We start from the raw sequence: 24942 nt of genomic DNA, 5'->3' as shown, positions 1-24942 counted from the left end.
GAGGCTGATCAGCAGAGGCATCCACAACAACAAGAGCCCTCACGAGGGGCAGGAGAGCCGCAATGACCGAGTACGCAACGACCCCCTATGCCGTACCCGCCACCACGCCCAGGGAAGAGCGCAAGGTGATCTTCGCCTCCTCCCTGGGCACCGTGTTCGAGTGGTACGACTTCTTCCTCTACGGCGCCCTGGCGGCGGTGATCAGCAAGCAGTTCTTCGCCGGGGTGAATGACACCACGGCCTTCATCTTCGCCCTCATGGCCTTCGCCGCCGGCTTCCTGGTGCGCCCATTCGGTGCCCTGGTGTTCGGCCGCCTGGGGGACATGATCGGGCGCAAGTACACCTTTCTAGTGACCATCCTGCTGATGGGCCTGTCCACCTTCGCCGTGGGCCTCTTGCCCACCTACGCCTCCATCGGCGTCGCCGCTCCGATCATCCTGGTCTGCCTGCGCATGCTCCAGGGGCTGGCCCTGGGCGGCGAGTACGGCGGGGCGGCGATCTACGTCGCCGAGCACGCGCCGGCCAACAAGCGCGGCGGCTACACCAGCTGGATCCAGTCCACCGCCACCCTCGGCCTGCTCCTGTCGCTGCTGGTGATCCTGGCCTGCCGGCAACTGACCGGCGACGAATTCGAGACCTGGGGTTGGCGCCTGCCATTCCTGCTGTCCATCGTGCTGCTGGGCATCTCCACCTGGATCCGCCTGTCCATGCAGGAGTCGCCGGCTTTCCTGAAAATGAAGGCCGAGGGCAAGTGCAGCAAGGCGCCGCTGCGGGAATCCTTCACCAACTGGAGCAACCTCAAGGTGGTGCTCACCGCGCTGTTCAGCATCAACGCCGGCCAGGCCGTGACCTTCTACACCGCGCAGTTCTACGTGCTGTTCTTCCTCACCCAGGTGCTCAAGGTGGACGGCGGCACCGCCAACGGCCTGCTGATCGCCGCCCTGGTGCTCGGCGCGCCGTTCTTCCTGGTGGCCGGCTGGCTGTCCGATCGCATCGGCCGCAAGCCGGTGCTTCTGGCCGGCCTGCTGCTGGCCACGCTCTGCTACTTCCCGCTGTTCAAGGCGCTGACCCACTACGCCAACCCGGCCATCGACCAGGCCAGCCGGCAGGCGCCCATCAGCGTGATCGCCGATCAGGCCACCTGCACCTTCCAGTTCGATCCGGTGGGCAAGGCTAAATTCGACAGCCCCTGCGACAAGGCCAAGACCTTCCTGGTCAAGAGCGGCCTGCCGTACTCCAGTGTGGCCGCGCCGGCCGGCAGCGAGGTGCTGGTGAAGATCGGCGACACCGAGATTCGCGGCTTCGACGCCGTAGCAATGGGCGCGGCGGTGAAAGCGGCGGGTTATCCACAGCAGGCCGACAGCGGGCAGATCGACAAGCCGATGGTGATCGCCATCCTCTTCGCCCTGGTGCTGATCTCCACCCTCTGCTACGGCCCGCTGGCCGCGCTGATGGTGGAACTGTTCCCGACCCGCATCCGCTACACCTCGCTGTCCCTGCCGTACCACATCGGCAACGGCTGGTTCGGCGGTTTCCTGCCCACGGTGTCCTTCGCCCTGGTGGTGTACACCGGCGATATCTTCTATGGCCTCTGGTACCCGGTGCTGATCACCGGCGGTAGCCTGGTCTGCGCATTGTTCTTCCTGCGCGAGACCCGCCACGTGGATATCCACAAGTAGCCATTGAATTGGCCCACCAAATGGGGAACCCGTCGTAGGGTGGACCACGCTTCACCGGTCCACCATTGGAGGCCCGGCGTAGCGCCGCTGGTGGATGGAAAAGCGTCATCCACCCTACGGAACTGCGGCGTTGACATGGGATTGCCCACGGCGACGCATCGCGCGGCAATGCAATATCCGGAAGCACTCTGCCCCCTGCGGCGGGGAATCCCTCCGGCTAGAGTCGGTCGATCACTGGACCCGACTCATCGCCTGGAGGCTGTCATGAACACCCGTGGATTGCTCGATCAACTGCTCAAATCCGGCCAGGAGCTGCTGCAGCAGAAGACGGCCGGCAAGTCCGGCAATGGCAATCTGGGCAGCCTGCTCAGCGGTGCCGGTGGCGGCGCGCTGGCGGCCGGGGCCCTGGGCCTGCTGCTGGGCAACAAGAGCGCGCGCAAGCTGGGCGGCAAGGCATTGACCTACGGCGGCCTGGCCGCCCTCGGCGTACTGGCCTACAAGGCCTACGGCAACTGGCAGGCGCAGCAGGCCGCAGCGCCTCAGGCCGACCCGCAGACCCTGGACCGCCTGCCGGCGCCACAGGCCGAGCAGCACAGCGAGGCCATCCTCAAGGCGCTGGTGGCGGCGGCCAAGGCCGACGGTCACGTGGATGCCCGCGAGCGGCAGCTTATAGAAGAAGAGCTGGCCAAGCTGACCCAGGACGCGGACCTGCGCGGCTGGCTGGACGCCGAACTGAACAAGCCGCTGGACCCGGCCGAAGTGGCACGCGCCGCGCGCACGCCGGAAATGGCTGCGGAAATGTACCTGGCCAGTGTGCTGATGGTGGACGAGGAGCATTTCATGGAGCGCGCCTACCTCGAGGAGCTGGCGCGCCAGTTGCAACTGGACCCGGGTCTCAAGGCCGAACTGGAACGGCAAGTTCGGCTGGAACTGGCTTGACGGCCCGGTGGATTCCGGCGGGCGACTCTGAATCCAGTCTCATTTCTCTGAACCCTTACTCCTGCAAACCGCGAACTTTCTGCCAAACTCCCCAGAAGCCGGCGATCCGCCGGCTTTCTGGCGGCATAAATGTACCGTTTGCCGAACTTGCGGCCGCCTGGACTAGTCACTAGAGTCGCCGCCACGGCTTCGGGCCGCCATCAATCCGGGCACAGGTAACTGGGGAAGAATGTGAAGAACTGGACAGTTCGCTTGCGTATCCAGGCAAGTTTCGCGGTGATCATCGTCATCATGCTGTTGATGGCCGTCAGTTCCTACGTGCGCCTGGTCACCATCGAGAAGGGGGCCAACCGGGTGCTGGAGGACGCGGTGCCGGGCATGTACCACATCACCAAGGTACGCGGCGCCTGGACCGATCACATGCTCAAGACCCAGGCACTCTTCGGCCTCCACGAGGACCATGCCGAGCACGGCGAACAGGGCCTGACCCAGCAGGACCTGGCGAGCTTCGAGACCAGCGTCCGGGATATCGACGCTTCGCTCGCCGCCTACGAGGCGACCGTAGTCGAGCAGGACGACCGGGCCCTCACCAACGAATTCGAGAAGGCCCGCAAAGAGTACGAGGAGTTGCATGGGCAGATGCTCGCGCTCCTGCAGAAGAAGCAGATGGAGCCGGCGGCGGAACTGTTCCAGGGCCCGCTTACGGAGCGTTGGCGGGAGGGGCGCGCCAGGTTGGCCGAGCTGATCGAGATGAACAAGGCGATCGCCGAGCGCTCCTCGAACAGCATCGTTGCGGCCGTGCGCGACGCGGAGCTCAGCATGCTGCTGTCGATGCTGGCGGCCATCGCCGTCGCGGCGATATCCGGGCTGCTGCTCATGCGGGCGATCACCCGCCCGGTGCAGAACGTGGTCAGTACCCTGAAGGTCCTTGGCAGCGGTGATTTCTCCGCGCGCCTGCAGCTCAATCGGCAGGATGAGTTCAACGCCATCGAGACCGGCTTCAACAGCATGGCCGAGGAGCTCAAGACCCTGGTGTCCCAGGCCCAGCGCTCGGCGGTGCAGGTGACCACCTCGGTCACCGAGATTGCCGCCACCTCCAAGCAGCAGCAGGCCACGGCTACCGAGACCGCCGCCACGACCACCGAAATTGGCGCCACCTCGCGGGAGATCGCCGCCACCTCGCGGGACCTGGTGCGCACCATGGCCGAGGTGTCCGGCACCGCCGAGCAGACCTCGATCCTTGCCGGCTCCGGCCAGCTGGGCCTGGCGCGCATGGAAGACACCATGCACCAGGTGATGGGGGCCGCCGACCTGGTCAACGCCAAGTTGGCGATCCTCAATGAGAAGGCCGGCAACATCAACCAGGTGGTGACCACCATCGTCAAGGTGGCCGACCAGACCAACCTGCTTTCCCTCAACGCCGCCATCGAGGCGGAAAAGGCTGGCGAGTACGGCCGTGGTTTCGCAGTGGTGGCCACCGAAGTGCGCCGCCTGGCCGACCAGACCGCCGTGGCCACCTACGACATCGAGCAGATGGTCCGGGAGATCCAGTCGGCGGTGTCGGCCGGGGTCATGGGCATGGACAAGTTCTCCGAGGAGGTGCGCCGAGGCATAGCCGAGGTGGGGCAGGTGGGCGAGCAGCTGTCGCAGATCATCCAGCAGGTGCAGGCCCTGGCGCCGCGGGTGCAGATGGTCAACGAAGGCATGCAGGCCCAGGCCACCGGCGCCGAGCAGATCAATCAGGCCCTGGTGCAGCTGGGCGAGGCTACCGGGCAGACGGTGGAATCCCTGCGCCAGGCCAGCTCCGCCATCGACGAACTGAACCTGGTGGCCAACGGCCTGCGCACCGGCGTCAGCCGCTTCAAGGTCTGAGCCGCCGCCATGTGCGCGAGTCGAACCCGAGCCCCGGCCCGTGTCGCCAGGGGCAGGCTCTACCTGCAGTTCCGCATGGGCAGCGATCGCTACGCGCTGGATGTCAGCGAAGTGGCGGAAGTGCTGCCCCTGCGCCAGCTCAAGCAGGTGCCCGAGGCGCCGGCCTGGGTCGCCGGCGTGCTGGCCCATCGCGGCGTACTGGTGCCTGTTGTGGACCTTGGCGTGCTCGCCTTCGGCCGGCCGGCGCAGCTGCGCACCAGCACCCGGCTGGTGCTGGTGGATTATCCGCTGGCGGGCGAGTCCCGCTGGCTGGGGCTGATCCTCGAACAGGCCACCGACACCCTGCGCTGCCACCCGGACGAGTTCCGTGACTACGGCCTGGAGCAGGGTGGGGCGCGTTACCTGGGGCCGGTGTATCAGGGCGCCAATGGCCTGGTGCAACGCATCCGCGTCGCCGAGCTGCTGCCGGACGCGGTCCGCGCGCTCCTGTTCCCGGCCACGGAGGGCGCGGCATGATCGAGCGCTTCGAGGCCCTGTTGAAGAGCCGCATCGGCCTGGAAGCCGAGTCCGTCGGCCGGGTGGTCATCGAGCGCGCGGTGCGCCAGCGCATGGGCGCCACCGGTTGTCGCGACGAGGATGCCTATTGGTCCGTCCTCAATGCCTCGCCGTCCGAGCTGCAGGCGCTGGTGGAGACGGTGGTGGTCCCGGAGACCTGGTTCTTCCGCTATCCCGAATCCTTCGCCGCCCTGGGGCGCCTGGCCTTCGAGCGGCTGCCGGCGCTGGCCGGCGGGCGCGCCCTGCGTATTCTCAGCCTGCCTTGTTCCACCGGGGAGGAGCCGTTCTCCATCGCCATGGCGCTGCTGGACGCGGGCCTCGCGCCGGGGCTGTTCCAGGTGGACGCGGTGGATATCAGCGAGCGGGTACTGGAGCGCGCGCGCCAGGGGATCTACTGGCGCAACTCGTTCCGCGGCGAGGATCTGGGTTTTCGCGATCGCTATTTCATCCCCTCCGGCGAAGGCTATGCCCTGGTCCAGCAGGTGGCATCCCGGGTGCGCTTCCTGCGCGGCAACCTGCTCGACCCCGGCCTGCTGGCGGGGGAGGCGCCCTACGATTTCGTGTTCTGCCGCAACCTGCTGATCTATTTCGATCGGCCGACCCAGGCCGCCGTGCTGGAGGTACTCAAGCGCCTGATGCAGCGCGACGGCGCCATGTTCATCGGCCCGGCGGAGGCCAGCCTGCTGAGCCAGCAGGGCATGCAGCCGCTGGGTTATCCACAGGCGTTCGTGTTCCGTCACGCGGCCCTCCAAGGCGCCGCTAAGCCAACCCGGGCGCGCGTCCAGGTGCCGGCGCCGGTGGTGCCCGCGCCACTGCCCGTCCGTCCCCCGGCACGGACCCGACCGCCGCTGCCGAAGCTGGAGCCGCCGAAGGCGCAGCCTGCGGTGACGAACCGGGACACCGCCCTGACCGAAATCGCCAGCCTGGCCAACAGCGGCCGCAGCGGCGAGGCCCGGGCCGCTTGCGAGGCATTCCTCGCCGCCCATGGCCCCTCGGCGGATGCTTTCTACTGGCTCGGTCTGCTCGCCGACGTCGCCGGCAAGGCCGACGAGGCCCAGGATTTTTACCGCAAGGCCCTCTACTTGCAGCCGCAGCACAGCGAGGCGCTGGCGCACCTGGCGGCGCTGCTCGCCGCCCGGGGCGACCGGATCGGCGCCCAGCGCCTGCAGCAGCGGGCCGGCCGGGGAGTGAACGATCATGGCCGATAATCGCCTGCCGCTGATTGCCAGCGACCAGTTGCCGGCCGTGGACGACTGCTGGAACCGCATTGGCGTACGCGGCGACAAGTCCTGCGAGCGCCTGGCCAAGCACATCCATTGCCGCAACTGCGATGTGCATGCGGCGGCGGCCACCCTGTTGCTGGACCGCTACGCCCTGGTCAGGGACGACGCAGATCTCGTCGAATCCCCCGCGGACGACGGCCGCGAACGCCGGTCCACCCTGGTATTCCGCCTGGGCGACGAGTGGCTCGGACTGGCCACCCGCAGCCTGGTGGAAGTGGCGGCCATCAGTCCCATCCATTCGCTGCCGCACCAGCGCTCGATGGCGCTGCTGGGGGTGACCAACGTGCGTGGCGCCCTCGTGGCCTGCCTGTCCCTGGGCGAGTTGCTGGGACTGGAGAAGGGCGGCGCGGCAACTGGCGACCGTCGGGTGGTGCCCAGGCTGCTGATCCTCGCCAGCCAGGGTGGGCCGCTGGTGGCGCCGGTGGATGAAGTCGACGGCATCCATGGCATTCCGTTGGACGCGGTGGTGGACCCCGGCCGTTCCCCGGACCTGGCCGCACGCCAGTTCGCCGCTGGCGTCGTGCACTGGCGCGGACGCAGCATCACCCTGTTGGACGAGGGCCTGCTGCTGCAGGCCATGGCAAGGAGCCTGGCATGACGCCCGACCAGATGCGCGACGCATCCTTGCTGGAACTGTTCCGCCTGGAGGCGGAGGCCCAGACCCAGGTGCTCAATGCCGGCCTGATGGCGCTGGAACGCAACCCGACCCAGGCCGACCAGTTGGAAGCCTGCATGCGCGCGGCCCATTCCCTGAAGGGGGCGGCGCGTATCGTCGACCTGGAAGCCGGGGTGCGGGTCGCCCATGTGATGGAGGATCTGCTGGAGGCCGCCCGCCAGGGGCATGTACGCCTGCAACCGGACCATGTCGACGCCTTGCTGCAGGGTTCCGATCTGCTGCTGCGCATTGGCCGGGACGCCGACTGGGCGGACAACGCCGGGCGCGAATTCATCCAGGCCCTGATCGCCCGCCTGCAGGGGGAGGCCGTGGAGCCGGTAGCGAAGCAGGAACCGCTGGAACCGTTGATTCCGCAGGCGCCGGCGGCCCCGTTGCTGTCGGCACTGCCGGTGACGCAACCTGCGCAAACCGAATCGGCGCCATTCGAGGCGGATGTGCCCCCGGCCGGCGACACTGGCAGCGATGCCCGCGACCGGGTGTTGCGGGTCAGTGCCGAGCGCCTCGATCACCTGCTGGATATCTCCAGCAAGTCGCTGGTGGAATTCCAGCGCATCAAGCCCCTGAACGATGCCCTGCATCGGCTCAAGCGCCTCCAGGCCAGTGCCAGTCGCGCCCTGGACGTGGCCCGCGAGTCGGTGCTGGACGGCACCCTGGACACCCAGGGCCAGACCATGCTCGGCGAGGCCCGGCAACTGCTCGGTGAATGCCAGCAGATGCTCGCCGGCTACATGGCCGACTTCGACGAGTTCGGCTGGCAGGGCGGCCAGCGCGCGCAGTTGCTCTACGACGCCGCGCTGGCCTCGCGCATGCGCCCCTTCGCCGATGTGCTGGCCGGCCAGGCGCGGATGGTGCGTGATCTCGGGCGTTCCCTGGGCAAGCCGGTGCGCCTGGAAGTGAATGGCGAGGCCACCCAGGTCGACCGCGACGTACTGGAGCGCCTGGAAGCGCCGCTGACCCATCTGCTGCGCAATGCCGTGGATCACGGCATCGAGAGTCCGTCCGTGCGTGCGCGCCTGGGCAAGCCGGAGGAGGGCGTGATCCGCCTGCATGCGCGCCACCATGCCGGCATGCTCCTGCTGGAGCTTGCCGACGACGGCGCCGGGGTGGACCTGGAGCGCCTGCGCGACTCGGTGGTGGCCCGCCAGTTCGCCAGCTCCGACACCGCTGCGCGGATGACCGAAGAAGAGCTGTTGGCCTTTCTCTTCCTGCCCGGCTTCAGCATGCGTGACCAGGTCACCGAGGTTTCCGGCCGCGGCGTCGGCCTGGACGCTGTGCAGCACATGGTGCGCCAGCTGCGCGGTGGCGTGCGCATGGAGCAGCGCAGCGGGCAGGGCGCCCGGTTCCATATCGAAGTGCCGCTGACCCTGTCGGTGGTGCGCAGCCTGGTGGTGGAAGTGGGCGGCGAGGCGTACGCCTTCCCCCTGGCGCACATCGAGCGCATGACCCGCCTGCAGCCTGAGGACATCGTCCAGCTCGAAGGCCGCCAGCACTTCTGGCACGAAGGGCGCCATGTCGGCCTGGTGTCGGCCAGCCAGATCCTCCAGTGCGCCGAGGGCGCGCGCGACGAGGCCGGCATCCCAGTGGTGCTGATCAGCGAGCGGGATGCCTGCTACGGCCTCGCCGTCGAGCGCTTCCTCGGCGAACGCACCCTGGTGGTGATGCCACTGGACCCGCGCCTGGGCAAGGTCCAGGACCTGTCCGCCGGTGCGCTGCTGGACGATGGCCGGCCGGTGCTGATCCTCGACGTCGAAGACCTGTTCAAGTCGGTCGGCAAGCTGCTTGGCAGCGGCCGCGTGGAAAGGGTCGACCGCAGCGGCCGGCAGAGTGCCGGCGCCCAGCGCAAGCGCGTGCTGGTGGTGGACGATTCCCTCACCGTGCGCGAACTGGAGCGCAAGCTGCTGCAGAGTCGCGGCTACGACGTGGCGGTGGCGGTGGACGGCATGGACGGCTGGAACGCGCTGCGCTCGGAGCATTTCGACCTGCTGATCACCGATATCGACATGCCGCGCATGGACGGTATCGAGCTGGTTACCCTGGCGCGCCGCGACAATCGCCTGCAGTCGTTGCCGGTGATGGTGGTCTCCTACAAGGATCGTGAAGAGGATCGACGCCGTGGCCTGGATGCCGGCGCCGACTATTATCTGGCCAAGGCCAGCTTCCACGACGAGGCGTTGCTGGATGCGGTGGTCATGCTGATCGGGGAGGCGCAAGGGTGAGGATAGGGATAGTCAACGATATGCCCCTGGCGGTGGAGGCGTTGCGCCGGGCCCTGGCCCTGGAGCCGGCGCACCAGATCGCCTGGGTGGCCGGCAATGGCGCCGAGGCGGTGGATTATTGCGGCCGGGATCTTCCCGATGTGGTGCTGATGGACCTGCTGATGCCGGTGATGGACGGCGTCGAGGCGACCCGCCAGATCATGGCCCGCAGCCCCTGCGCCATCCTCATCGTCACGGTGGATATCGAACAGAACGTGCACCGGGTGTTCGAGGCCATGGGGCATGGCGCCCTGGACGCGGTGAACACGCCGGGCCTGGGCAGCGGCCAGGCCCAGGAAGCCGCCTTGCTGCTGCGCAAGATCCAGAACATCGGCTGGCTGGTGGGGCAGCCCGACAGCCGTGGGCGTGGCGCCGCCGAGCCGTCCCGGCCGCGCGGCGGCGGTCAGCGCCTGGTGGCCATCGGTGCCTCGGCGGGCGGGCCGGCGTCCCTGGCGCAGTTGCTCAAGCAGTTGCCGTCGAATTTTCCCGCTGCGGTGGTGCTGGTGCAGCACGTGGACGAGGTCTTCGCCGCCGGCATGGCCGACTGGCTGGGCAGTGAGTCCCGCCTGCCGGTGCGACTGGCGCGAGAAGGCGAGCCGCCGCAGCCCGGCACCATCCTCCTGGCCGGCACCAACAATCACCTGCGTTTGATGAAGCACGGCGAACTGGCCTACACCGCCGAGCCCACCAGCCATGTCTACCGACCGTCCATCGACGTGTTCTTCGACAGTCTGGTGGAGCACTGGAAGGGCGAGGCCATCGGTGTGCTGCTGACGGGCATGGGCCGCGACGGCGCCGAAGGCCTCAAGCACATGCGCGGCCGGGGCTTCCTGACCATTGCCCAGGATCAGGCCAGCTGCGCCGTATACGGTATGCCCAAGGCCGCCGCCGCCATTGACGCGGCGGTGGAAATCCTCGCCCTGGAGCGCATTGCGCCCCGGCTGGTCGAGGCATTCAGATGAATTTCACCTCAGGCCCGAGGGCCCGGAGAGCGTTATGCAATACCCCTATCGCAGCCACACGGACATGACCGCCGCGGAGACGTCGGCGATGGTCCTGCTGGTGGATGACCAGGCCATGATCGGCGAGGCGGTGCGCCGCGCGCTGGTTGCCGAGCCCGGCATCGACTTCCATTTCTGCGCCGACCCGCTGCAGGCCGTCGCCATCGCCTTGCAGGTCAAGCCGACGGTCATCCTCCAGGACCTGGTGATGCCCGGCGTCGATGGCCTCAGCCTGTTGGCCGAGTATCGCAAGGTGCCGGCGCTGCGCGACGTGCCGATCATCGTCCTGTCGACCAAGGAGGAGCCCACGGTCAAGAGCGCCGCCTTCGCCGCCGGGGCCAACGATTACCTGGTCAAGCTGCCCGATGCCATCGAACTGGTGGCGCGCATCCGTTACCACTCGCGTTCCTATGTCGCGCTGCAACAGCGGGATGAGGCCTACCGCGCCCTGCGCGAAAGCCAGCAGCAGTTGCTGGAAACCAACCTGGTGCTGCAGCGGCTGATGAACTCCGACGGCCTGACCGGCCTGTCCAACCGTCGCCATTTCGATGAGTACCTGGACATGGAGTGGCGCCGCGCCTTGCGCGAGCAGAGCGAACTGTCGCTGATGATGATCGATGTCGACCATTTCAAGTCCTTCAACGACAACTTCGGCCACGTGGCTGGCGACGACGCCCTGCGCCGCGTGGCCGACGCCATTCGCGGCGCCTGCAGCCGCTCCACCGACCTGGCGGCGCGCTACGGCGGCGAGGAGTTCGCCATGGTGCTGCCGGGGACCGCCGCTGGCGGCGCACGCCTGCTGGCCGAGAAGGTGCGGCGCAGCATCGAGGCGCTGGCCATCCCCCATGATGTGCCGGCACCGGGGTCGCGGCTGAGCGTCAGCATCGGCGTCTCCACCCTCACGCCCAAGGCCGGCCAGGCCTCGCTGGTGCTGGTGGACATGGCGGACCAGGGCCTCTACCAGGCCAAGAACAATGGCCGCAACCAGGTGGCCATGGTGGCGGACAACCCCAACCCCTGACGGGCGATTGGCGGCGCGCCCGTGCGTCGCCGTGTCGGGCAAATCTCGGCTGGCATGCTGCCGGTATCTGGCGACTCGGGTATACTCGCTGGCTTTTCCGAAAGTTTTGCCAGCGAGCGCTTCCAGCCATGGAAATCAACCCGATCCTGAACAGCATCAAGGACCTCTCCGATCGCACCCTGTCCATTCGGGGGTATCTTTGACTACGATCAAAAGCATGATCGCCTAGTCGAAGTAAACCGCGAGCTCGAAGACCCTAACGTCTGGAACAACCCCGAGTACGCCCAGAATCTCGGTCGCGAGCGCGCCACGCTTGCGCAGATCGTCGAGACGCTGGACGACCTGACCAGCGGCCTCGCCGACTCCAGGGATCTCCTGGACATGGCGGTCGAGGAAAACGACGAAGGCGCGGTGAACGACGTCGCCACTGAAGTCGGGCGACTGCGCGAGATCCTCGAGAAGCTGGAATTCCGCCGCATGTTCAGCGGCGAGATGGACATGAACAACGCCTACCTGGACATCCAGGCCGGCTCCGGCGGCACCGAGGCCCAGGACTGGGCCAACATGCTGCTGCGCATGTACCTGCGCTGGGCCGACAAGCGCGGCTTCGACGCCACCATCATCGAACTGTCCGAAGGCGAAGTCGCCGGCATCAAGGGCGCCACTGTCCATGTGAAGGGCGAGTACGCCTTCGGCTGGCTGCGCACCGAGATCGGCGTGCACCGACTGGTGCGCAAGAGCCCCTTCGACTCCGGCAACCGTCGCCACACCTCCTTCACCGCGGTATTCGCCTCGCCCGAAATCGACGACAACATCGAGATCGAGATCAACCCGGCGGACCTGCGCATCGACACCTACCGCTCCTCCGGCGCCGGTGGTCAGCACGTGAACACCACCGACTCCGCGGTGCGTATCACCCACGTGCCGACCAACACCGTGGTGGCGTGCCAGAACGAACGCTCCCAGCACGCCAACAAGGACACCGCCATGAAGATGCTGCGGGCCAAGTTGTACGAGCAGGAAATGCAGAAGCGCACTGCCGCCTCGCAGGCGCTGGAAGACACCAAGTCCGACATCGGTTGGGGCCACCAGATCCGCTCCTACGTTCTCGACCAGTCGCGGATCAAGGACCTGCGCACCGGCGTCGAGCGCAGCGATTGCGACAAGGTGCTGGACGGCGACCTGGACGAATACCTGGAAGCCAGCCTGAAGCAGGGCCTCTGACACGCCGCACTTTTGCAGGAGCGAGCCGGTTCGCTCCTGCCGAAAACCCATTTGAAGATACGCCAGGCAGATAGAACGACCATGAGCGACCAACAACTCGACCAGCACGAACTGCAACAGGAAGAAAACAAGCTGATTGCCCAGCGCAAGGAAAAGCTTGCCGCCGTCCGTGAGCAGGGCAACGCCTTCCCCAATGACTTCCGCCGCGAAGACTACTGCGCGGACCTGCAGAAGCAGTACGTCGACAAGACCAAGGAAGAACTGGAAGCCGCAGCCATCCCGGTCAAGGTCGCCGGTCGCATCATGCTCAACCGTGGCGCCTTCATGGTGATCCAGGACATGAGCGGGCGCATCCAGGTCTACGTCAACCGCAAGACCCTGCCCGCCGAGACCCTGGAATCGGTCAAGCACTACGACCTGGGCGACATCATCGCCGCCGAGGGCACCCTGGCCCGTTCCGGCAAGGGCGACCTGTACGTCGAGATGACCAATGTCCGCCTGCTGACCAAGTCCCTGCGCCCGCTGCCGGACAAGCACCACGGCCTGACCGACACCGAGCAGCGTTACCGCCAGCGCTACGTCGACCTGATCGTCAACGAGGAAGTGCGCGACACCTTCCGCGTACGCACCCGGATCATCAGCCACATCCGCAAGTTCCTCGCCGAGCGCGACTTCCTCGAAGTGGAAACGCCGATGCTGCAGACCATCCCCGGTGGCGCCGCGGCCAAGCCCTTCCAGACCCACCACAACGCCCTGGACATGGCCATGTTCCTGCGCATCGCGCCGGAGCTGTACCTCAAGCGCCTGGTGGTCGGTGGCTTCGAGAAGGTCTTCGAGATCAACCGCAACTTCCGTAACGAAGGCGTTTCGACCCGGCACAACCCCGAGTTCACCATGCTCGAGTTCTACCAGGCCTACGCCGACTACGAAGACAACATGGACCTCACCGAGGAGCTGTTCCGCGAGCTGGCGCAGCTGGTCCTGGGCACCACCGACGTGCCGTACGGCGACAGGGTGTTCCATTTCGGCGAGCCCTTCGCGCGCCTGTCGGTGTTCGACTCCATCCTCAAGTTCAACCCGGACATCCTTGAGTCCGACCTCAAGGACATCGACAAGGCTCGCGAGATCGCCAAGAAGGCCGGCGCCAAGGTGCTCGGCTTCGAGGGCCTGGGCAAGCTGCAGGTGATGATTTTCGAGGAGCTGGTGGAGCACAAGCTGGAACAGCCGACCTTCATCACCAAGTACCCCTTCGAGGTTTCGCCGCTGGCTCGCCGCAACGACGAGGACCCGAGCGTCACCGACCGCTTCGAGCTGTTCATCGGCGGCCGCGAGATCGCCAACGCCTACTCCGAGCTCAATGACGCCGAAGACCAGGCCGAGCGCTTCATGCAGCAGGTCAAGGACAAGGATGCCGGCGACGACGAGGCCATGCATTTCGACGCTGACTTCGTTCGCGCCCTGGAATACGGCATGCCGCCCACCGCCGGCGAAGGCATTGGTATCGATCGCCTTGTGATGCTGCTGACCAATTCGCCGTCTATCCGTGACGTCATCCTGTTCCCGCACATGCGGCCCGAGGCTTGACGACGGAGTGAGAAAAAACCGCCCTAGGGCGGTTTTTTCTTGGCCGGAGCCCGGCGATTGAACCTTTGCCGGGCAACGCCACTCCAGGTAGACGCTCGTCAGGGAGGACTGAGCCTTTTCTTACCAGCTCCTGCATTGATTAGCCGGATAAATGGTCAACACTTTCACCTTGAGTGAGTTCGGAGGGTTTCCTGTCTTGAACCAGTCGTCCCGCAGTGACAGTGCCGCGCGCGTGGCCAGCGCGGTTGCCGAAAGCGTGAAGTACCAGGGTCGCAAGGCCAGCCGCCAGGGCAGCGAGCAGCGCCGCCAGGCGATCCTCGATGCCGCCATGCGCATCATCATCCGTGACGGCGTGCGCGCCGTGCGCCACCGCGCGGTGGCCGCGGAGGCCCAGGTGCCGCTGTCGGCCACCACCTATTACTTCAAGGACATCAACGACCTCATCACGGACACCTTCGCCCAGTTCGTCGAGCGCAGCTCGGCGGTGATGGCGGCCTTCTGGGCCAGTGTGGAGGATGACCTCCAGGCCATGGCCGCAGTGCTCAGCCGCGACGGCGATTCGCGCCGCTCGATGACCGACCAGATCGTCGAACTGGCCATCCAGTACGTGCGCAGCCAACTGGAGGAGAACCGCGACCAGTTGTTGGCTGAACACGCTTTCCGTCAGGAAGCGCTACTCAATTCCGGCCTCCGTAATCTTGCTGACGCACACCGCAGGATACTCTCGCAGGGCGCGGAGCATTTCTTCCAGGTACTGGGCTCGGCCGAGCCTGCCGAAGACGCCAAGGTGTTGACGGCTGTGATTCTGCGGATGGAATATCAGGGCCTGCTCGACGGCGTGGAAAACCTCGACATCGACGAAATGCGAGCCGTCCTGAAGCGCTACCTGTACTTGGTGATGGGACTCTAGGCGCGTAGATTCAAACCCCGCTGCAGCGGGGTTTTTCGTTATCACAAGGAGAGCGAGATGATTGTCTGGCGTGCCGTGGTTGCCCTGTCCTTCCTGTTGTTGGGCGGCTGCCTGGTCACCTTCAAGGACCCGATCCCGGCCAACGAGCCGGCTCCCATTCCCCTTCTCGGGGACTGGACCCGCAAGGACGAATGGGGCGAGCGGCAGTATCTGGAAATCAGCCGCGCCGGCTCCAACCTGTACAAGGCACGCAGCTTCGAGGGCAGCAAGGACAACCTGGAGGGCATGGAGGAGTTCGGCTTCACCGTCGCCCACCATGGCCGCCGCTGGTACCTGTCCGCCGGCGTGCCGAAGCGGCTGGGCAACAATTTCGCCATCGCCGGTTTCGAGCTGACCACCGACAACGAGCTGGTGGTCTACAACCTGGACATCGAACGCATCGAACAGGAAGTGCAGGGCGGCAAGTTCCAGGGCCGGATGGTGGATACGCCCGAAGGCGACGGCGTGCTCATCACCAGCCCGCTGGATAGCGTGTTCGCCTGGCTGGACGATCCGGCCAACTCCGACGTTTTCGTCGAAGTGGCGCGTTACCAGCGCGCCGCCGAGGAGTGAGCAGCCGATGACCCGTCGCAAGCTGCCGGACGACTACCAGAAGACCATCCGCGCGCTGTCCGACCGCATCGTCCAGGCGCAGACGCCGATTCGTGTGCTGGACGCGGTGAAATGGGACGACAGCGTCCGCCAGGGCTTCCTCAAGCACAAGGGCAAGGCCATGCCCCCGGTGGACCGCGCCTACTATGAGAGCCGCCCGCTGGCCTTCGACTCGGTGGAAAAGAAGCTGGAGTTCCAGAACATCGAGCGCGACATCACCCGCCATCTGGGCCAGTTCAACCCGGTGGGGCAGATCATGCGGCGCATGTGCAAGGAGTACCGCATGGTGATCCGCATGCTCGAAGCGCGCGGCACCGCGGATTTCGGCCTGATCTCCCAGGAGCTCTACGGCGCGGCGTCCGATGCCTTCCACGCCGGCGACCCGACCCTGGCTGACCTCGGCCTGATGCTCTCCGACTACCTGAACAACATCGCCCACCGTGGCGACCTCAAGGACGAGGCGAAGACCCTTACCGCCAAGGACGCGGTAGACCTGCTGCAGAGCCGGCTGGGCTCGGTGTTCGGCGATGACACCATCCGCGTGATCGAGTCCGACGGCATAGTCGCCGACGCCGCCGCCGGCGCCGACTACATCAAGATCCGCGCCGACGCCATGTTCAACGAGCGCGACGTGCGCGCCCTGGAGGTCCACGAGGGGCTGGTGCACGTGGGCACCACCCTGAATGGCCAGAACCAGCCGATCTGCACCTTCCTCGCCAAGGGCCCGCCGTCCTCCACTGTGACCCAGGAAGGCCTGGCGATCCTGATGGAGGTGATCGCCTTCGCCTCCTACCCGACCCGGCTGCGCAAGCTGACCAACCGCACCCGCGCCATCCACATGGCGGAGGAGGGCGCCGATTTCCTCGAGGTCTACCACTTCTACCGCGAGCAGGGTTACAGCATGGAGGAGAGTTACAGCAGCGCCAGCCGCGCCTTCCGTGGCTCTTTGCCGGGTGGCCTGCCTTTCACCAAGGACCTGTCCTACCTGAAGGGATTCATCCTGATCTACAACTACATCCAGCTCGCCGTGCGCAAGGGCAAGCTGGAACAGATCCCGCTGCTGTTCTGTGGCAAGACGACCCTGGAAGACACCCGCACCCTGCGCCAACTGGTGGACGAGGGCCTGGTGGTGCCGCCCAAGTACCTGCCAGCACAGTTCCGCGACCTCAATGCGCTGTCGGCCTGGATGTGTTTCTCCAACTTCCTCAACCACCTGAGCCTGGAGCGCATCGAGGCGGACTACGCCAATATCCTTTGATCGCCAGGTGGGCGCCCCTGCGCCGGCCCTGTAGGGGCGAATTCATTCGCCAACCAGCCCGCAGGGCTGGCCTGTGATGTTTTCAGGAAGGAAATGCACATGCCCGGTTCCCGCCTCCTGCTGATCCTCTTCGCACTGGTGCTGCAAGGCTGCAGCGCCCTGCTGTTCTACCCCGACCGCCACCTGGCCTTCACGCCGGAGCGGGCGAAGCTGGAATACCGCGACATCGATCTCGCCGCCGCCGACGGCACGCGCCTGCACGCCTGGTGGTTGCCGGCCAAGCCGGGTGTCGAGGTCAAGGGCACCGTGTTGCACCTGCACGGCAATGGCGGCAACGTCGCCAGCCACCTGGGAGGCAGCTGGTGGCTGCCGGCCCAGGGCTACCAGGTGCTGTTGCTGGACTACCGGGGCTATGGGCACTCCGAGGGTTCGCCAAGCCTGCCGGAGATCTACCAGGACATCGATGCCGCCTTCGCCTGGCTCGGCCAGGCGCCGGAAGTGCAAGGCAAGCCGCTGGTGCTGCTCGGCCAGAGCATCGGCGGCGCCCTGGCGGTGCACTACCTCGCCGAGCACCCCGAAAACCGCAGTCGACTCAAGGCCCTGGTGCTGGACGGGGTGCCCGCAAGCTACCGCGATGTGGCGCAGTACAGCCTCTCCAACGCCTGGATCACCTGGCCGCTGCAGGTGCCGCTGTCCTGGCTGGTGCCCGATGGCGACAGCGCCATCCGCTCCATCGGCCGGTTGAAAGGCCTGCCCATGCTGATCTACCACAGCATCGATGATCCGGTGGTGCCCTTTTCAAACGGTGTGCGCTTGTATCAAGCTGCGCCCCCGCCGCGGGTGTTCCAGCCGGTCCGCGGTGGCCATGTGCAGACCTTCGCCGACCCCACCTGGCGGAAGGTGATGCTGCTTTACCTCGAAGACCCGACGGGCTACGTCGGGCTGCGCCGGCTGGCCGAAGTCCCGAATACAGAGAGTCCCCAATGAGCGAACGCAATCCCATCCCGCTGATCCTCACCGGCATCGGCAGCATCGTCGGCACCGTGGCGGTGCTCTGGTACTACGGTTACCTGCACTTCGCGAAACCCGAGGACGCCCTGTTGCTGAACGAGTTCACCATGCTCAAGACCATGCCCGGCGAAGACTACAAGGTCTCCTTGGAGCCCGCCGCCCAGGTCGCCCAGTGCATCGACGGCGTGCTGGTGCTGTTCGACACCCAGCAGAAGGGCCTGACCGGCGTGCTGGTGGACAACAGGAAGAAAGCGGTTCGCTGCATGGGCCAGGAAACCCCGCAGGAAGTCCGTTAAGGGACTAGCCTCCGGAATGGAGGTACGTCACATGGACATCAGTATCTGGCAGGGCGATATCACCACCCTGAACGTCGACGCCATCGTCAACGCGGCCAACTCCTCGCTGCTGGGCGGCGGGGGTGTCGACGGCGCCATCCACCGGGCCGCCGGCCCGGAACTCCTGGCCCACTGCCGCACCCTCGGTGGCTGCCCCACGGGCGAGGCGCGCATCACTCCGGGCTTCCGCCTGCCGGCGCGCTTCGTGATCCACACCGTGGGTCCGGTCTGGCACGGCGGTAGCCATCGTGAACCCGAACTGCTCGCCGGCTGCTACCGCAACAGCCTGGCCCTGGCCGAAGCCGAAGGGCTGGCCAGCATCGCCTTTCCGGCCATCAGTTGCGGGGTCTATGGCTATCCGCTGGAGGAGGCGGCGAGGATCGCCGTGGCGGAGCTGAAGCGGCCCAGGCCGGCGGGCAGCAGCCTGAAGGAGGCGCTGCTGGTGGCGTTTGGGGCGGATATGGTGCGGATTTATCGCGAGGTGCTGGGAGAAGGGTAGATCCAGTCAGGCCGACCTTCCCTCACCCCAGCCCTCTCCCAGAGGGAGAGGGGGCTGTCCGTGCGTTAGTCTGACTGTGGTATTTCGTTGCCGGCGCGAGTCACCCCTCTACCTCCGGGAGAGGGGCCGGGGGTGAGGGTTGCATCCGGCAGCTCCGACCTCCATCACCACAACGACTTCACCGACAACAACCTCATCCCGTTGAACACCACCAGCAGGCTGGCGCCCATATCGGCGAACACTGCCATCCACAGGGTGCCTTCACCCATCAGGGTCAGCGCCAGGAACACGGCCTTGATCCCCAAGGCCAGGCTGATGTTCTGCATCAGCACCGCGTGGGTACGACGGGACAGGCGGATGAACCGCGGCAGCTTGCGCAAGTCGTCGTCCATGAGGGCCACACCGGCGGTTTCGATGGCGGCGTCGGTGCCGGCCGCGCCCATGGCGAAGCCGATATCGGCGCGGGCCAGGGCCGGGGCGTCGTTGATGCCGTCGCCGACCATGCCCACCACAGCGCCGCCCGCCTGGCGCCGGCCGATCTCGGCCAGCTTGTCCTCCGGCAGCAGGTTGCCGCGGGCGTCGTCCATGCCGACCTGGCTGGCGATGGCCTGCACCGTGTGCGGGTTGTCGCCGCTGAGCATCAGGGTCTTCACCCCCAGCTCATGGAGTTGGCCGATGGCCTCGCGGCTACTGTCGCGCACCGTGTCGGCCACGGCGAACAGCGCCAGCACTGCGTCTTCGCTGCACAGGGCCACCACCGTCTTGCCCTGGGCCTCCAGGGCGTCCAGGCGCGCTTCCAGCTCTTCGGAGCAGATCCGGAGTTCTTCGATCAGCCGGTGGTTGCCCAGGTGGTAGTTGCGGCCTTCGATGAGGCCGGTGACACCACGGCCGGGAAGGGCGGCCAGACGATCCACGGCATAAAGGGCGATGCCATCGGCCTCGGCGGCACGGGCCACAGCCTGGGACACCGGGTGGTCGGAGCGGGCGGCGAGGCTTGCGGCCAGGGCACGGGGATCGCGCTCGGCTTCCTGCAGCCGTTCGAAGTCGGTCTGCCGCGGGCGTCCTTCGGTGAGGGTGCCGGTCTTGTCCAGGGCCACCCAGCCCAGCTTGCGACCCTGTTCGAGGAACACTCCGCCCTTGATCAGGATGCCGCCCCGGGCCGCCGCCGCGAGGCCGCTGACGATGGTCACCGGGGTGGAAATCACCAGGGCGCAGGGGCAGGCGATCACCAGCAGTACCAGGGCGCGGTACAGCCAGTCCAGCCAGAGGCCGTCCAGCAGCAGGGGCGGCAGCAGGGCGGTGAACACGGCGATCAGGATCACCACTGGCGTATAGATGCGCGAGAACTGGTCAACGAAGCGTTGGGTCGGCGCCCGCGAACCCTGGGCGGCCTCCACGGCGTGGATGATGCGTGCCAGGGTGCTGTCGTCGGCGGCGCGGGTGGCGCGGTATTCCAGCTCGCCTTCGCCGTTGATGGTGCCGGCGAACAGCGGGTCGCCCAGGTCCTTCTCCACCGGCAGGCTTTCGCCGGTGATAGGCGCCTGGTTGACGCTGGAGCGACCGCTCAGCACTTCGCCGTCGAGGGCAATGCGCTCACCGGGACGCACCCGCAGGCGGGTACCGGGCTGCACCTCGCGTGCCGGGCGTTCTCGCCATTGGCCGCCCTCGAATACCGTGGCCTGCACGGGGGCCAGCTGCAGCAGACCGCGAATGGCATCCCGCGCACGCTCCAGAGAGCGGGCTTCGATCAGTTCGGCGATGGCGAAGAGCACGCTGACCATGGCCGCTTCCGGCCATTGGCCGATCAGCAGGGCGCCGGTGACGGCGATGCTCATCAGCGCGTTGATGTTCAGGTTGCGGTTCTTCAGGGCGATCCAGCCCTTGCGGTAGGTGGGCAGGCCGGCACCGAGGATGGCCAGGATCGCCAGGGCGGCAACCAGCCACTGGGGGGCGAGCTCGAACCATTCGCAGGCTTCGGCCGCCAGTGCGGCGAGGCCAGCCAGGGCCAGCGGCCACCAGGGCTTCTTAACCGCGGCCGGCGCGCTGGTGGAGGCATCTTCGGCCAGGGGTACGGCCTGCATCCCCAGGCCTTCGATCAGGCGCTGCAGCGGCTCCAGGTCGTCGAAACGGTGGCGCACCCGCAAGAGGCGCTGCATCAGGTTGAATTCCAGCGCTTCGATGGCCGGGACCTTGCCCAGGGCATCGCGGATCAGGCGTTCCTCGGTGGGGCAGTCCATGGCATCGATGCGCAGGTTGCTCCAGCGCGGCTCGGCGGTGGCGGCAATGCCCGCCAGGTCCGGTGTGGCGGAGCGGGGCGCGTGGTCATGGTTGTGGCAGCAATGTTGGCTCATGGGGTCAATTCCTGTTTGACGCATCGATGGCCATTGCACACCCTGTAGCAACTACAGAGTCAAGCGGAGGCAGGCAATGAAGATCGGCGAACTGGCCACCCTCACCGGCTGCCCGGTGGAGACCATCCGTTATTACGAACGCGAGGGCCTGCTCCCCGCGCCGTCACGCAGCGCGGGCAACTATCGGCAGTACGACGTGGCCCATGTGGAGCGGCTGTCGTTCATCCGCCACTGCCGCTCGCTGGACATGACCCAGGAGGAAATCCGCGCGCTGCTGGCCCTGCGCGATCGCCCCGAGGCCGATTGCGGAACCGCCAACCGGCTGATCGACGAACACCTGCACCATGTGGAGGTGCGCATCGCCGAGCTGCAATCCCTGCGCGGCCAGCTGCGGGACCTGCAGGCGCGCTGCAGCGGGCACGGCGCCAGCGAGGCCTGTGCCATTCTCCGCGAGCTGGAGCAGCCGGGACCGCCGCCGGTGACCAGCGAGGAGTGCGCGCACGCCGGCCACCTGCACGTACCGGGCGTGCATCGCAGAGGATGAGACCGAACGCGGCTGCCCTTAGTGGTTAGTGCTGTCGCGCTGGTCGCTCAGCTGTTGCAGGTAACGGCGTGACAGGGCCAGGAAGCGCGGCGTCGGTCCGATGTCCTCATAGAGCGGGTCGCCCTGCTCATCGGTGGCGACCACCTGGCTGCCCCTGACGTAGGGGAAGCTGGCTTCCAGTTCTTCCAGTGCGGCGCCCACCAGCTCGCCGATCAGTTCCTCGACACTGCGCTTGGGGTACATCTCGGCCAGCGCTGCCAGGCGGGCGGCGGACTCCAGGTCCAGGTGAATGCTGTATTCGCTGCGGGTCAGGCGACCCTTGGCGTTCTGCTCCCAATGGCGGACCAGTTCTCGGATCTTCATAGACACCTCATCCTCTTCCCACGTGGTGGTGGGTGGCTGCGAAGCACCGGGCGATCTCTGCCGCCCGGGAGTCGTCATTCGTGATGGCGGCTAATCTTCAGACTAGCTTGCGAACGCGGCTGGATACGCCGTTCGTCGCGCTCTTGTATCTATACGGCGCGCTGGGCAATCTGGAGGTCGGAATCCGTTACGGGGATACGCAAATGGCCGAAATCGATGCACGCCTGCGCGAAGATGTCCACCTGCTCGGCGAATTGCTCGGCGACACCATCCGCGCCCAGATGGGCGAGGCCTTCCTCGACAAGATCGAGCGCATCCGCAAGGGCGCCAAGGCCGCGCGCAAGGGGTCTGCCCAGGGCGAGCGACAGCTCATCGAGACCCTTGACGGCCTCACCGAAGACGAACTGCTGCCGGTGGCCCGTGCCTTCAACCAGTTCCTCAACCTGGCCAATATCGCCGAGCAGTACCACCGCATCCGCCGTCGTGGTCCGAATGAACCGCTGCCGTTCGAGGACCGCGTACTCGGCGATCTGCTGCAGCGCCTGCTGGCCGCCGGCCATGGCCCGGAGCAATTGGCCCGGCAGATGGGGCGCCTGGAAATCGAGCTGGTGTTGACCGCCCACCCCACGGAAGTGGCTCGCCGCACCCTGATCCAGAAGTACGACGCCATGGCTGCCCAGTTGGCCGCGCAGGACCACGCCGACCTCAGCGAAGCCGAGCGCGAGCGCGTGCGTCGGCGGCTGCTGCGGCTGATCGCCGAAGCCTGGCACACCGAGGAAATCCGCCGCAGCCGGCCGACCCCGGTGGACGAGGCCAAATGGGGCTTCGCGGTGATCGAACATTCCCTCTGGCACGCCCTGCCCAACGTGCTCAGGCATGTCGACCAGGTCCTGCAGGCTGCGACCGGCCTGCGCCTGCCACTGACCGCCGCGCCCCTGCGCTTCGCCTCCTGGATGGGCGGCGACCGTGACGGCAACCCCAACGTCACCGCTGCGGTCAGCCGCCAGGTACTGCTGCTGGCGCGCTGGATGGCTGCCGACCTCTATCTGCGCGATGTCGACCACCTGGCCGCCGAGCTGTCCATGCAGCAGGCAAGCGACGAGCTGCGGGTGCGGGTGGGCGTCCATCCCGAGCCCTATCGCGCTGTGCTCAAGCAACTGCGCGAACGCCTGCGCGCTACCCGTGCCTGGGCCGAGGCGGCCCTGGACGCCGAGGTATCGCCAGGTCCCTCGGTGCTTCATGAAAACAGCCAACTGCTGGAGCCCCTGGAACTCTGCTACCACTCGCTGCACGCCTGCGGCATGGGCGTGATCGCCGATGGCGCGCTGCTCGATTGCCTGCGTCGCGCGGCCGCCTTCGGCCTGTTCCTGGTGCGCCTGGACATCCGCCAGGACGCTGCCCGTCACGCCGCGGCCCTGGGCGAGATCACCGACTACCTGGGCCTGGGCAACTACGCCGAGTGGGACGAAGAAGACCGCCTGACCTTCCTCCAGCGCGAACTGGACAACCGTCGCCCGCTATTGCCGCCGCATTACCGGCCCTCGGCCGATACCGCCGAGGTGCTCGCCACCTGCCGGGTGGTGGCCAATGCGCCGGCGGCGTCCCTCGGGTCCTACGTGATTTCCATGGCCGGCTCAGCCTCGGACGTGCTGGCCGTGCAACTCTTGCTCAAGGAAGCCGGGTTGCAACGGCCGATCCGTGTGGTGCCACTCTTTGAAACCCTGGCCGACCTGGACCACGCCGGACCTGCCATCGACCGGCTGCTGCGCCTGCCGGGTTACCGCGCCCGGTTGCACGGGCCGCAGGAGGTGATGATCGGCTACTCGGACTCGGCCAAGGACGCCGGCACGGTTGCCGCGGCCTGGGCGCAGTACCGGGCCCAGGAGCAACTGGTGGAAATCTGCCGCGCGCACCAGGTCGAACTGCTGCTGTTCCATGGCCGCGGTGGTACCGTCGGGCGCGGCGGTGGCCCGGCCCATGCGGCGATCCTGTCGCAACCGCCGGGTTCGGTGGCGGGACGTTTCCGTACCACCGAGCAGGGCGAGATGATCCGCTTCAAGTTCGGCCTGCCCGGCATTGCCGAACAGAACCTCAACACCTACCTGGCCGCCGTGCTGGAGGCGACCCTGCTGCCGCCTCCCGAACCCGAGCCGGCCTGGCGCGCAGCCATGGATCGCCTGGCCGCCGACGGCGTGGCCGCCTACCGCGCGGTGGTGCGCGAGCATCCGCAGTTCGTCGAGTACTTCCACCAGGCCACCCCGGAACAGGAACTGGGCCGGCTGCCCCTGGGCAGCCGCCCGGCCAAGCGCCGCGCGGGCGGGGTGGAGAGCTTGCGGGCGATCCCCTGGATCTTCGCCTGGACCCAGACCCGCCTGATGCTGCCGGCCTGGCTGGGTTGGGAGGCTGCCCTGGCCAACGCCCGGCAGCGCGGCGAAACCCCGCTGCTGGCGCGGATGCGAGAACGCTGGCCATTCTTCGCCACCCGCATCGACATGCTGGAGATGGTCCTGGCCAAGGCCGACAGCGATATCGCCGCGCTCTACGACGATCGGCTGGTGCCTCTGGAGCTGAAATCCCTGGGTGCGCAGTTACGCGACCTATTGTCGCAGGCCAGCACTTCGGTACTGGCCCTGACCGGCCAGTCCGAGCTCCTGGCGCAGAGTCCGGAGACCCGTGAAGCCATCAGTGTGCGCAACACCTACCTGGACCCGCTGCACCTGCTCCAGACCGAGCTCCTGGCCCGTTCCAGACGCTCTGAACAGCATGCCGAGGGTCCTCTGGAACAGGCCCTCCTGGTGAGCGTGGCGGGCATCGCGGCGGGGCTGAGGAACACCGGTTGAGGCCGGTTTTCCTCCAACTTCCGGCGTCTTGTGCGCTATAGGGGCGCTGTGTATCTTGAACGTCCTTTTGGCCCGTCAGCGACGCCGAAAA

Annotated in this window: 21 protein-coding genes; 19 read left to right on the top strand and 2 right to left on the bottom strand. The window is 66.9% G+C overall.

Annotated elements, in window-relative coordinates:
* The first annotated feature begins 62 nt into the window (after window positions 1-62).
* From ACFW0H_RS03025 to ACFW0H_RS02945, 17 genes are all read left to right on the top strand, one after another.
* Window positions 63-1679: an MFS transporter gene (locus ACFW0H_RS03025; protein ID WP_422912419.1), complete on the top strand. Its 1617-nt coding sequence runs from the start codon at window positions 63-65 to the stop codon at window positions 1677-1679.
* A gap of 264 nt (window positions 1680-1943) precedes the next feature.
* Window positions 1944-2618, top strand: a complete 675-nt coding sequence (locus ACFW0H_RS03020; protein ID WP_422912418.1) for a tellurite resistance TerB family protein — start codon at window positions 1944-1946, stop codon at window positions 2616-2618.
* Window positions 2619-2849: 231 nt separating this feature from the next.
* Window positions 2850-4490, top strand: a complete 1641-nt coding sequence (locus ACFW0H_RS03015) for a methyl-accepting chemotaxis protein (RefSeq protein WP_422912417.1) — start codon at window positions 2850-2852, stop codon at window positions 4488-4490.
* Between the two features lie 9 nt (window positions 4491-4499).
* Entirely contained in the window at window positions 4500-5006 is a 507-nt protein-coding gene (locus tag ACFW0H_RS03010) for a chemotaxis protein CheW (RefSeq protein ID WP_422912416.1), read from the top strand.
* Complete coding sequence (locus tag ACFW0H_RS03005; protein WP_422912415.1) at window positions 5003-6253, top strand: CheR family methyltransferase; 1251 nt, start codon at window positions 5003-5005, stop codon at window positions 6251-6253. Before ACFW0H_RS03010 ends, ACFW0H_RS03005 begins: the two co-directional genes overlap by 4 nt.
* The gene (locus ACFW0H_RS03000) at window positions 6243-6926 is read left to right on the top strand and encodes a chemotaxis protein CheW (protein ID WP_422912414.1); all 684 of its coding nucleotides are present in this window, start codon (window positions 6243-6245) and stop codon (window positions 6924-6926) included. Before ACFW0H_RS03005 ends, ACFW0H_RS03000 begins: the two co-directional genes overlap by 11 nt.
* Window positions 6923-9220, top strand: a complete 2298-nt coding sequence (locus ACFW0H_RS02995) for a hybrid sensor histidine kinase/response regulator (RefSeq protein ID WP_422912413.1) — start codon at window positions 6923-6925, stop codon at window positions 9218-9220. The genes ACFW0H_RS03000 and ACFW0H_RS02995 overlap by 4 nt, the downstream gene beginning before the upstream one ends.
* Window positions 9217-10221 carry a chemotaxis response regulator protein-glutamate methylesterase gene (gene cheB / locus ACFW0H_RS02990; RefSeq protein ID WP_422912412.1) on the top strand — a complete coding sequence of 335 codons (1005 nt, stop codon included), beginning with the start codon at window positions 9217-9219 and terminating at the stop codon, window positions 10219-10221. The genes ACFW0H_RS02995 and cheB overlap by 4 nt, the downstream gene beginning before the upstream one ends.
* 34 nt (window positions 10222-10255) lie before the next feature.
* Window positions 10256-11281 carry a diguanylate cyclase gene (locus tag ACFW0H_RS02985; RefSeq protein ID WP_422912411.1) on the top strand — a complete coding sequence of 342 codons (1026 nt, stop codon included), beginning with the start codon at window positions 10256-10258 and terminating at the stop codon, window positions 11279-11281.
* Between the two features lie 128 nt (window positions 11282-11409).
* A protein-coding gene (gene prfB / locus ACFW0H_RS02980; protein WP_422912410.1) for a peptide chain release factor 2 occupies window positions 11410-12505 on the top strand; the annotation gives its coding sequence in 2 pieces (ribosomal slippage) (window positions 11410-11481 and window positions 11483-12505; 1095 coding nt in all).
* Between the two features lie 81 nt (window positions 12506-12586).
* Complete coding sequence (lysS, locus tag ACFW0H_RS02975) at window positions 12587-14089, top strand: lysine--tRNA ligase (protein WP_422912409.1); 1503 nt, start codon at window positions 12587-12589, stop codon at window positions 14087-14089.
* A 196-nt stretch (window positions 14090-14285) separates the two neighbouring features.
* Window positions 14286-14999: a TetR/AcrR family transcriptional regulator gene (locus ACFW0H_RS02970; protein WP_422912408.1), complete on the top strand. Its 714-nt coding sequence runs from the start codon at window positions 14286-14288 to the stop codon at window positions 14997-14999.
* A gap of 57 nt (window positions 15000-15056) precedes the next feature.
* Entirely contained in the window at window positions 15057-15611 is a 555-nt protein-coding gene (locus ACFW0H_RS02965; protein ID WP_422912407.1) for a hypothetical protein, read from the top strand.
* Window positions 15612-15618: 7 nt separating this feature from the next.
* On the top strand, window positions 15619-16908 hold the full coding sequence (locus tag ACFW0H_RS02960; protein ID WP_422912406.1) for a flavohemoglobin expression-modulating QEGLA motif protein: 1290 nt from the start codon (window positions 15619-15621) through the stop codon (window positions 16906-16908).
* Window positions 16909-17001: 93 nt separating this feature from the next.
* Window positions 17002-17895 carry an alpha/beta hydrolase gene (locus tag ACFW0H_RS02955; protein ID WP_422912405.1) on the top strand — a complete coding sequence of 298 codons (894 nt, stop codon included), beginning with the start codon at window positions 17002-17004 and terminating at the stop codon, window positions 17893-17895.
* On the top strand, window positions 17892-18215 hold the full coding sequence (locus ACFW0H_RS02950; protein WP_422912404.1) for a hypothetical protein: 324 nt from the start codon (window positions 17892-17894) through the stop codon (window positions 18213-18215). Before ACFW0H_RS02955 ends, ACFW0H_RS02950 begins: the two co-directional genes overlap by 4 nt.
* A gap of 31 nt (window positions 18216-18246) precedes the next feature.
* Window positions 18247-18753: an O-acetyl-ADP-ribose deacetylase gene (locus tag ACFW0H_RS02945; protein ID WP_422912403.1), complete on the top strand. Its 507-nt coding sequence runs from the start codon at window positions 18247-18249 to the stop codon at window positions 18751-18753.
* A gap of 164 nt (window positions 18754-18917) precedes the next feature.
* On the opposite strand, the gene ACFW0H_RS02940 is transcribed toward ACFW0H_RS02945, so the two are convergent.
* On the bottom strand, window positions 18918-21104 hold the full coding sequence (locus ACFW0H_RS02940) for a heavy metal translocating P-type ATPase (RefSeq protein ID WP_422912402.1): 2187 nt from the start codon (window positions 21102-21104) through the stop codon (window positions 18918-18920).
* 76 nt (window positions 21105-21180) lie between these two features.
* On the opposite strand from ACFW0H_RS02940, the gene cadR reads away from it, so the two are divergent.
* Window positions 21181-21648: a Cd(II)/Pb(II)-responsive transcriptional regulator gene (cadR, locus tag ACFW0H_RS02935; RefSeq protein ID WP_422912401.1), complete on the top strand. Its 468-nt coding sequence runs from the start codon at window positions 21181-21183 to the stop codon at window positions 21646-21648.
* Between the two features lie 18 nt (window positions 21649-21666).
* Here the strand turns inward: cadR and ACFW0H_RS02930 are convergent, their stop codons facing one another.
* Complete coding sequence (locus ACFW0H_RS02930; protein WP_422912400.1) at window positions 21667-22011, bottom strand: pilin assembly protein; 345 nt, start codon at window positions 22009-22011, stop codon at window positions 21667-21669.
* Window positions 22012-22214: 203 nt separating this feature from the next.
* Between ACFW0H_RS02930 and ppc the strand changes: the two genes are divergently transcribed.
* Window positions 22215-24851: a phosphoenolpyruvate carboxylase gene (gene ppc, locus ACFW0H_RS02925; protein WP_422912399.1), complete on the top strand. Its 2637-nt coding sequence runs from the start codon at window positions 22215-22217 to the stop codon at window positions 24849-24851.
* Window positions 24852-24942: the final 91 nt, after the last annotated feature.

Origin of the sequence: Metapseudomonas cellulosilytica (genome assembly GCF_049334135.1) — a bacterium.
Taxonomy (GTDB): domain Bacteria; phylum Pseudomonadota; class Gammaproteobacteria; order Pseudomonadales; family Pseudomonadaceae; genus Metapseudomonas.
This window is presented reverse-complemented; position numbering and strand designations above follow the sequence as displayed.

Bases quoted from the DNA above. Each gene is read 5' to 3' on its own strand.
- ACFW0H_RS03025 (WP_422912419.1), top strand. From the start codon at position 63: ATGACCGAGTACGCAACGACCCCCTATGCCGTACCCGCCACCACGCCC.
- ACFW0H_RS03000 (WP_422912414.1), top strand. From the start codon at position 6,243: ATGGCCGATAATCGCCTGCCGCTGATTGCCAGCGACCAGTTGCCGGCC.
- ACFW0H_RS02930 (WP_422912400.1), bottom strand. From the start codon at position 22,011: ATGAAGATCCGAGAACTGGTCCGCCATTGGGAGCAGAACGCCAAGGGT.
- ACFW0H_RS03010 (WP_422912416.1), top strand. From the start codon at position 4,500: ATGTGCGCGAGTCGAACCCGAGCCCCGGCCCGTGTCGCCAGGGGCAGG.
- lysS (WP_422912409.1), top strand. From the start codon at position 12,587: ATGAGCGACCAACAACTCGACCAGCACGAACTGCAACAGGAAGAAAAC.
- cadR (WP_422912401.1), top strand. From the start codon at position 21,181: ATGAAGATCGGCGAACTGGCCACCCTCACCGGCTGCCCGGTGGAGACC.
- ACFW0H_RS02955 (WP_422912405.1), top strand. From the start codon at position 17,002: ATGCACATGCCCGGTTCCCGCCTCCTGCTGATCCTCTTCGCACTGGTG.
- ACFW0H_RS02940 (WP_422912402.1), bottom strand. From the start codon at position 21,104: ATGAGCCAACATTGCTGCCACAACCATGACCACGCGCCCCGCTCCGCC.
- ACFW0H_RS03005 (WP_422912415.1), top strand. From the start codon at position 5,003: ATGATCGAGCGCTTCGAGGCCCTGTTGAAGAGCCGCATCGGCCTGGAA.
- ACFW0H_RS02965 (WP_422912407.1), top strand. From the start codon at position 15,057: ATGATTGTCTGGCGTGCCGTGGTTGCCCTGTCCTTCCTGTTGTTGGGC.
- ppc (WP_422912399.1), top strand. From the start codon at position 22,215: ATGGCCGAAATCGATGCACGCCTGCGCGAAGATGTCCACCTGCTCGGC.
- ACFW0H_RS02995 (WP_422912413.1), top strand. From the start codon at position 6,923: ATGACGCCCGACCAGATGCGCGACGCATCCTTGCTGGAACTGTTCCGC.
- ACFW0H_RS03020 (WP_422912418.1), top strand. From the start codon at position 1,944: ATGAACACCCGTGGATTGCTCGATCAACTGCTCAAATCCGGCCAGGAG.
- ACFW0H_RS02985 (WP_422912411.1), top strand. From the start codon at position 10,256: ATGCAATACCCCTATCGCAGCCACACGGACATGACCGCCGCGGAGACG.
- ACFW0H_RS02950 (WP_422912404.1), top strand. From the start codon at position 17,892: ATGAGCGAACGCAATCCCATCCCGCTGATCCTCACCGGCATCGGCAGC.
- ACFW0H_RS02945 (WP_422912403.1), top strand. From the start codon at position 18,247: ATGGACATCAGTATCTGGCAGGGCGATATCACCACCCTGAACGTCGAC.
- ACFW0H_RS02960 (WP_422912406.1), top strand. From the start codon at position 15,619: ATGACCCGTCGCAAGCTGCCGGACGACTACCAGAAGACCATCCGCGCG.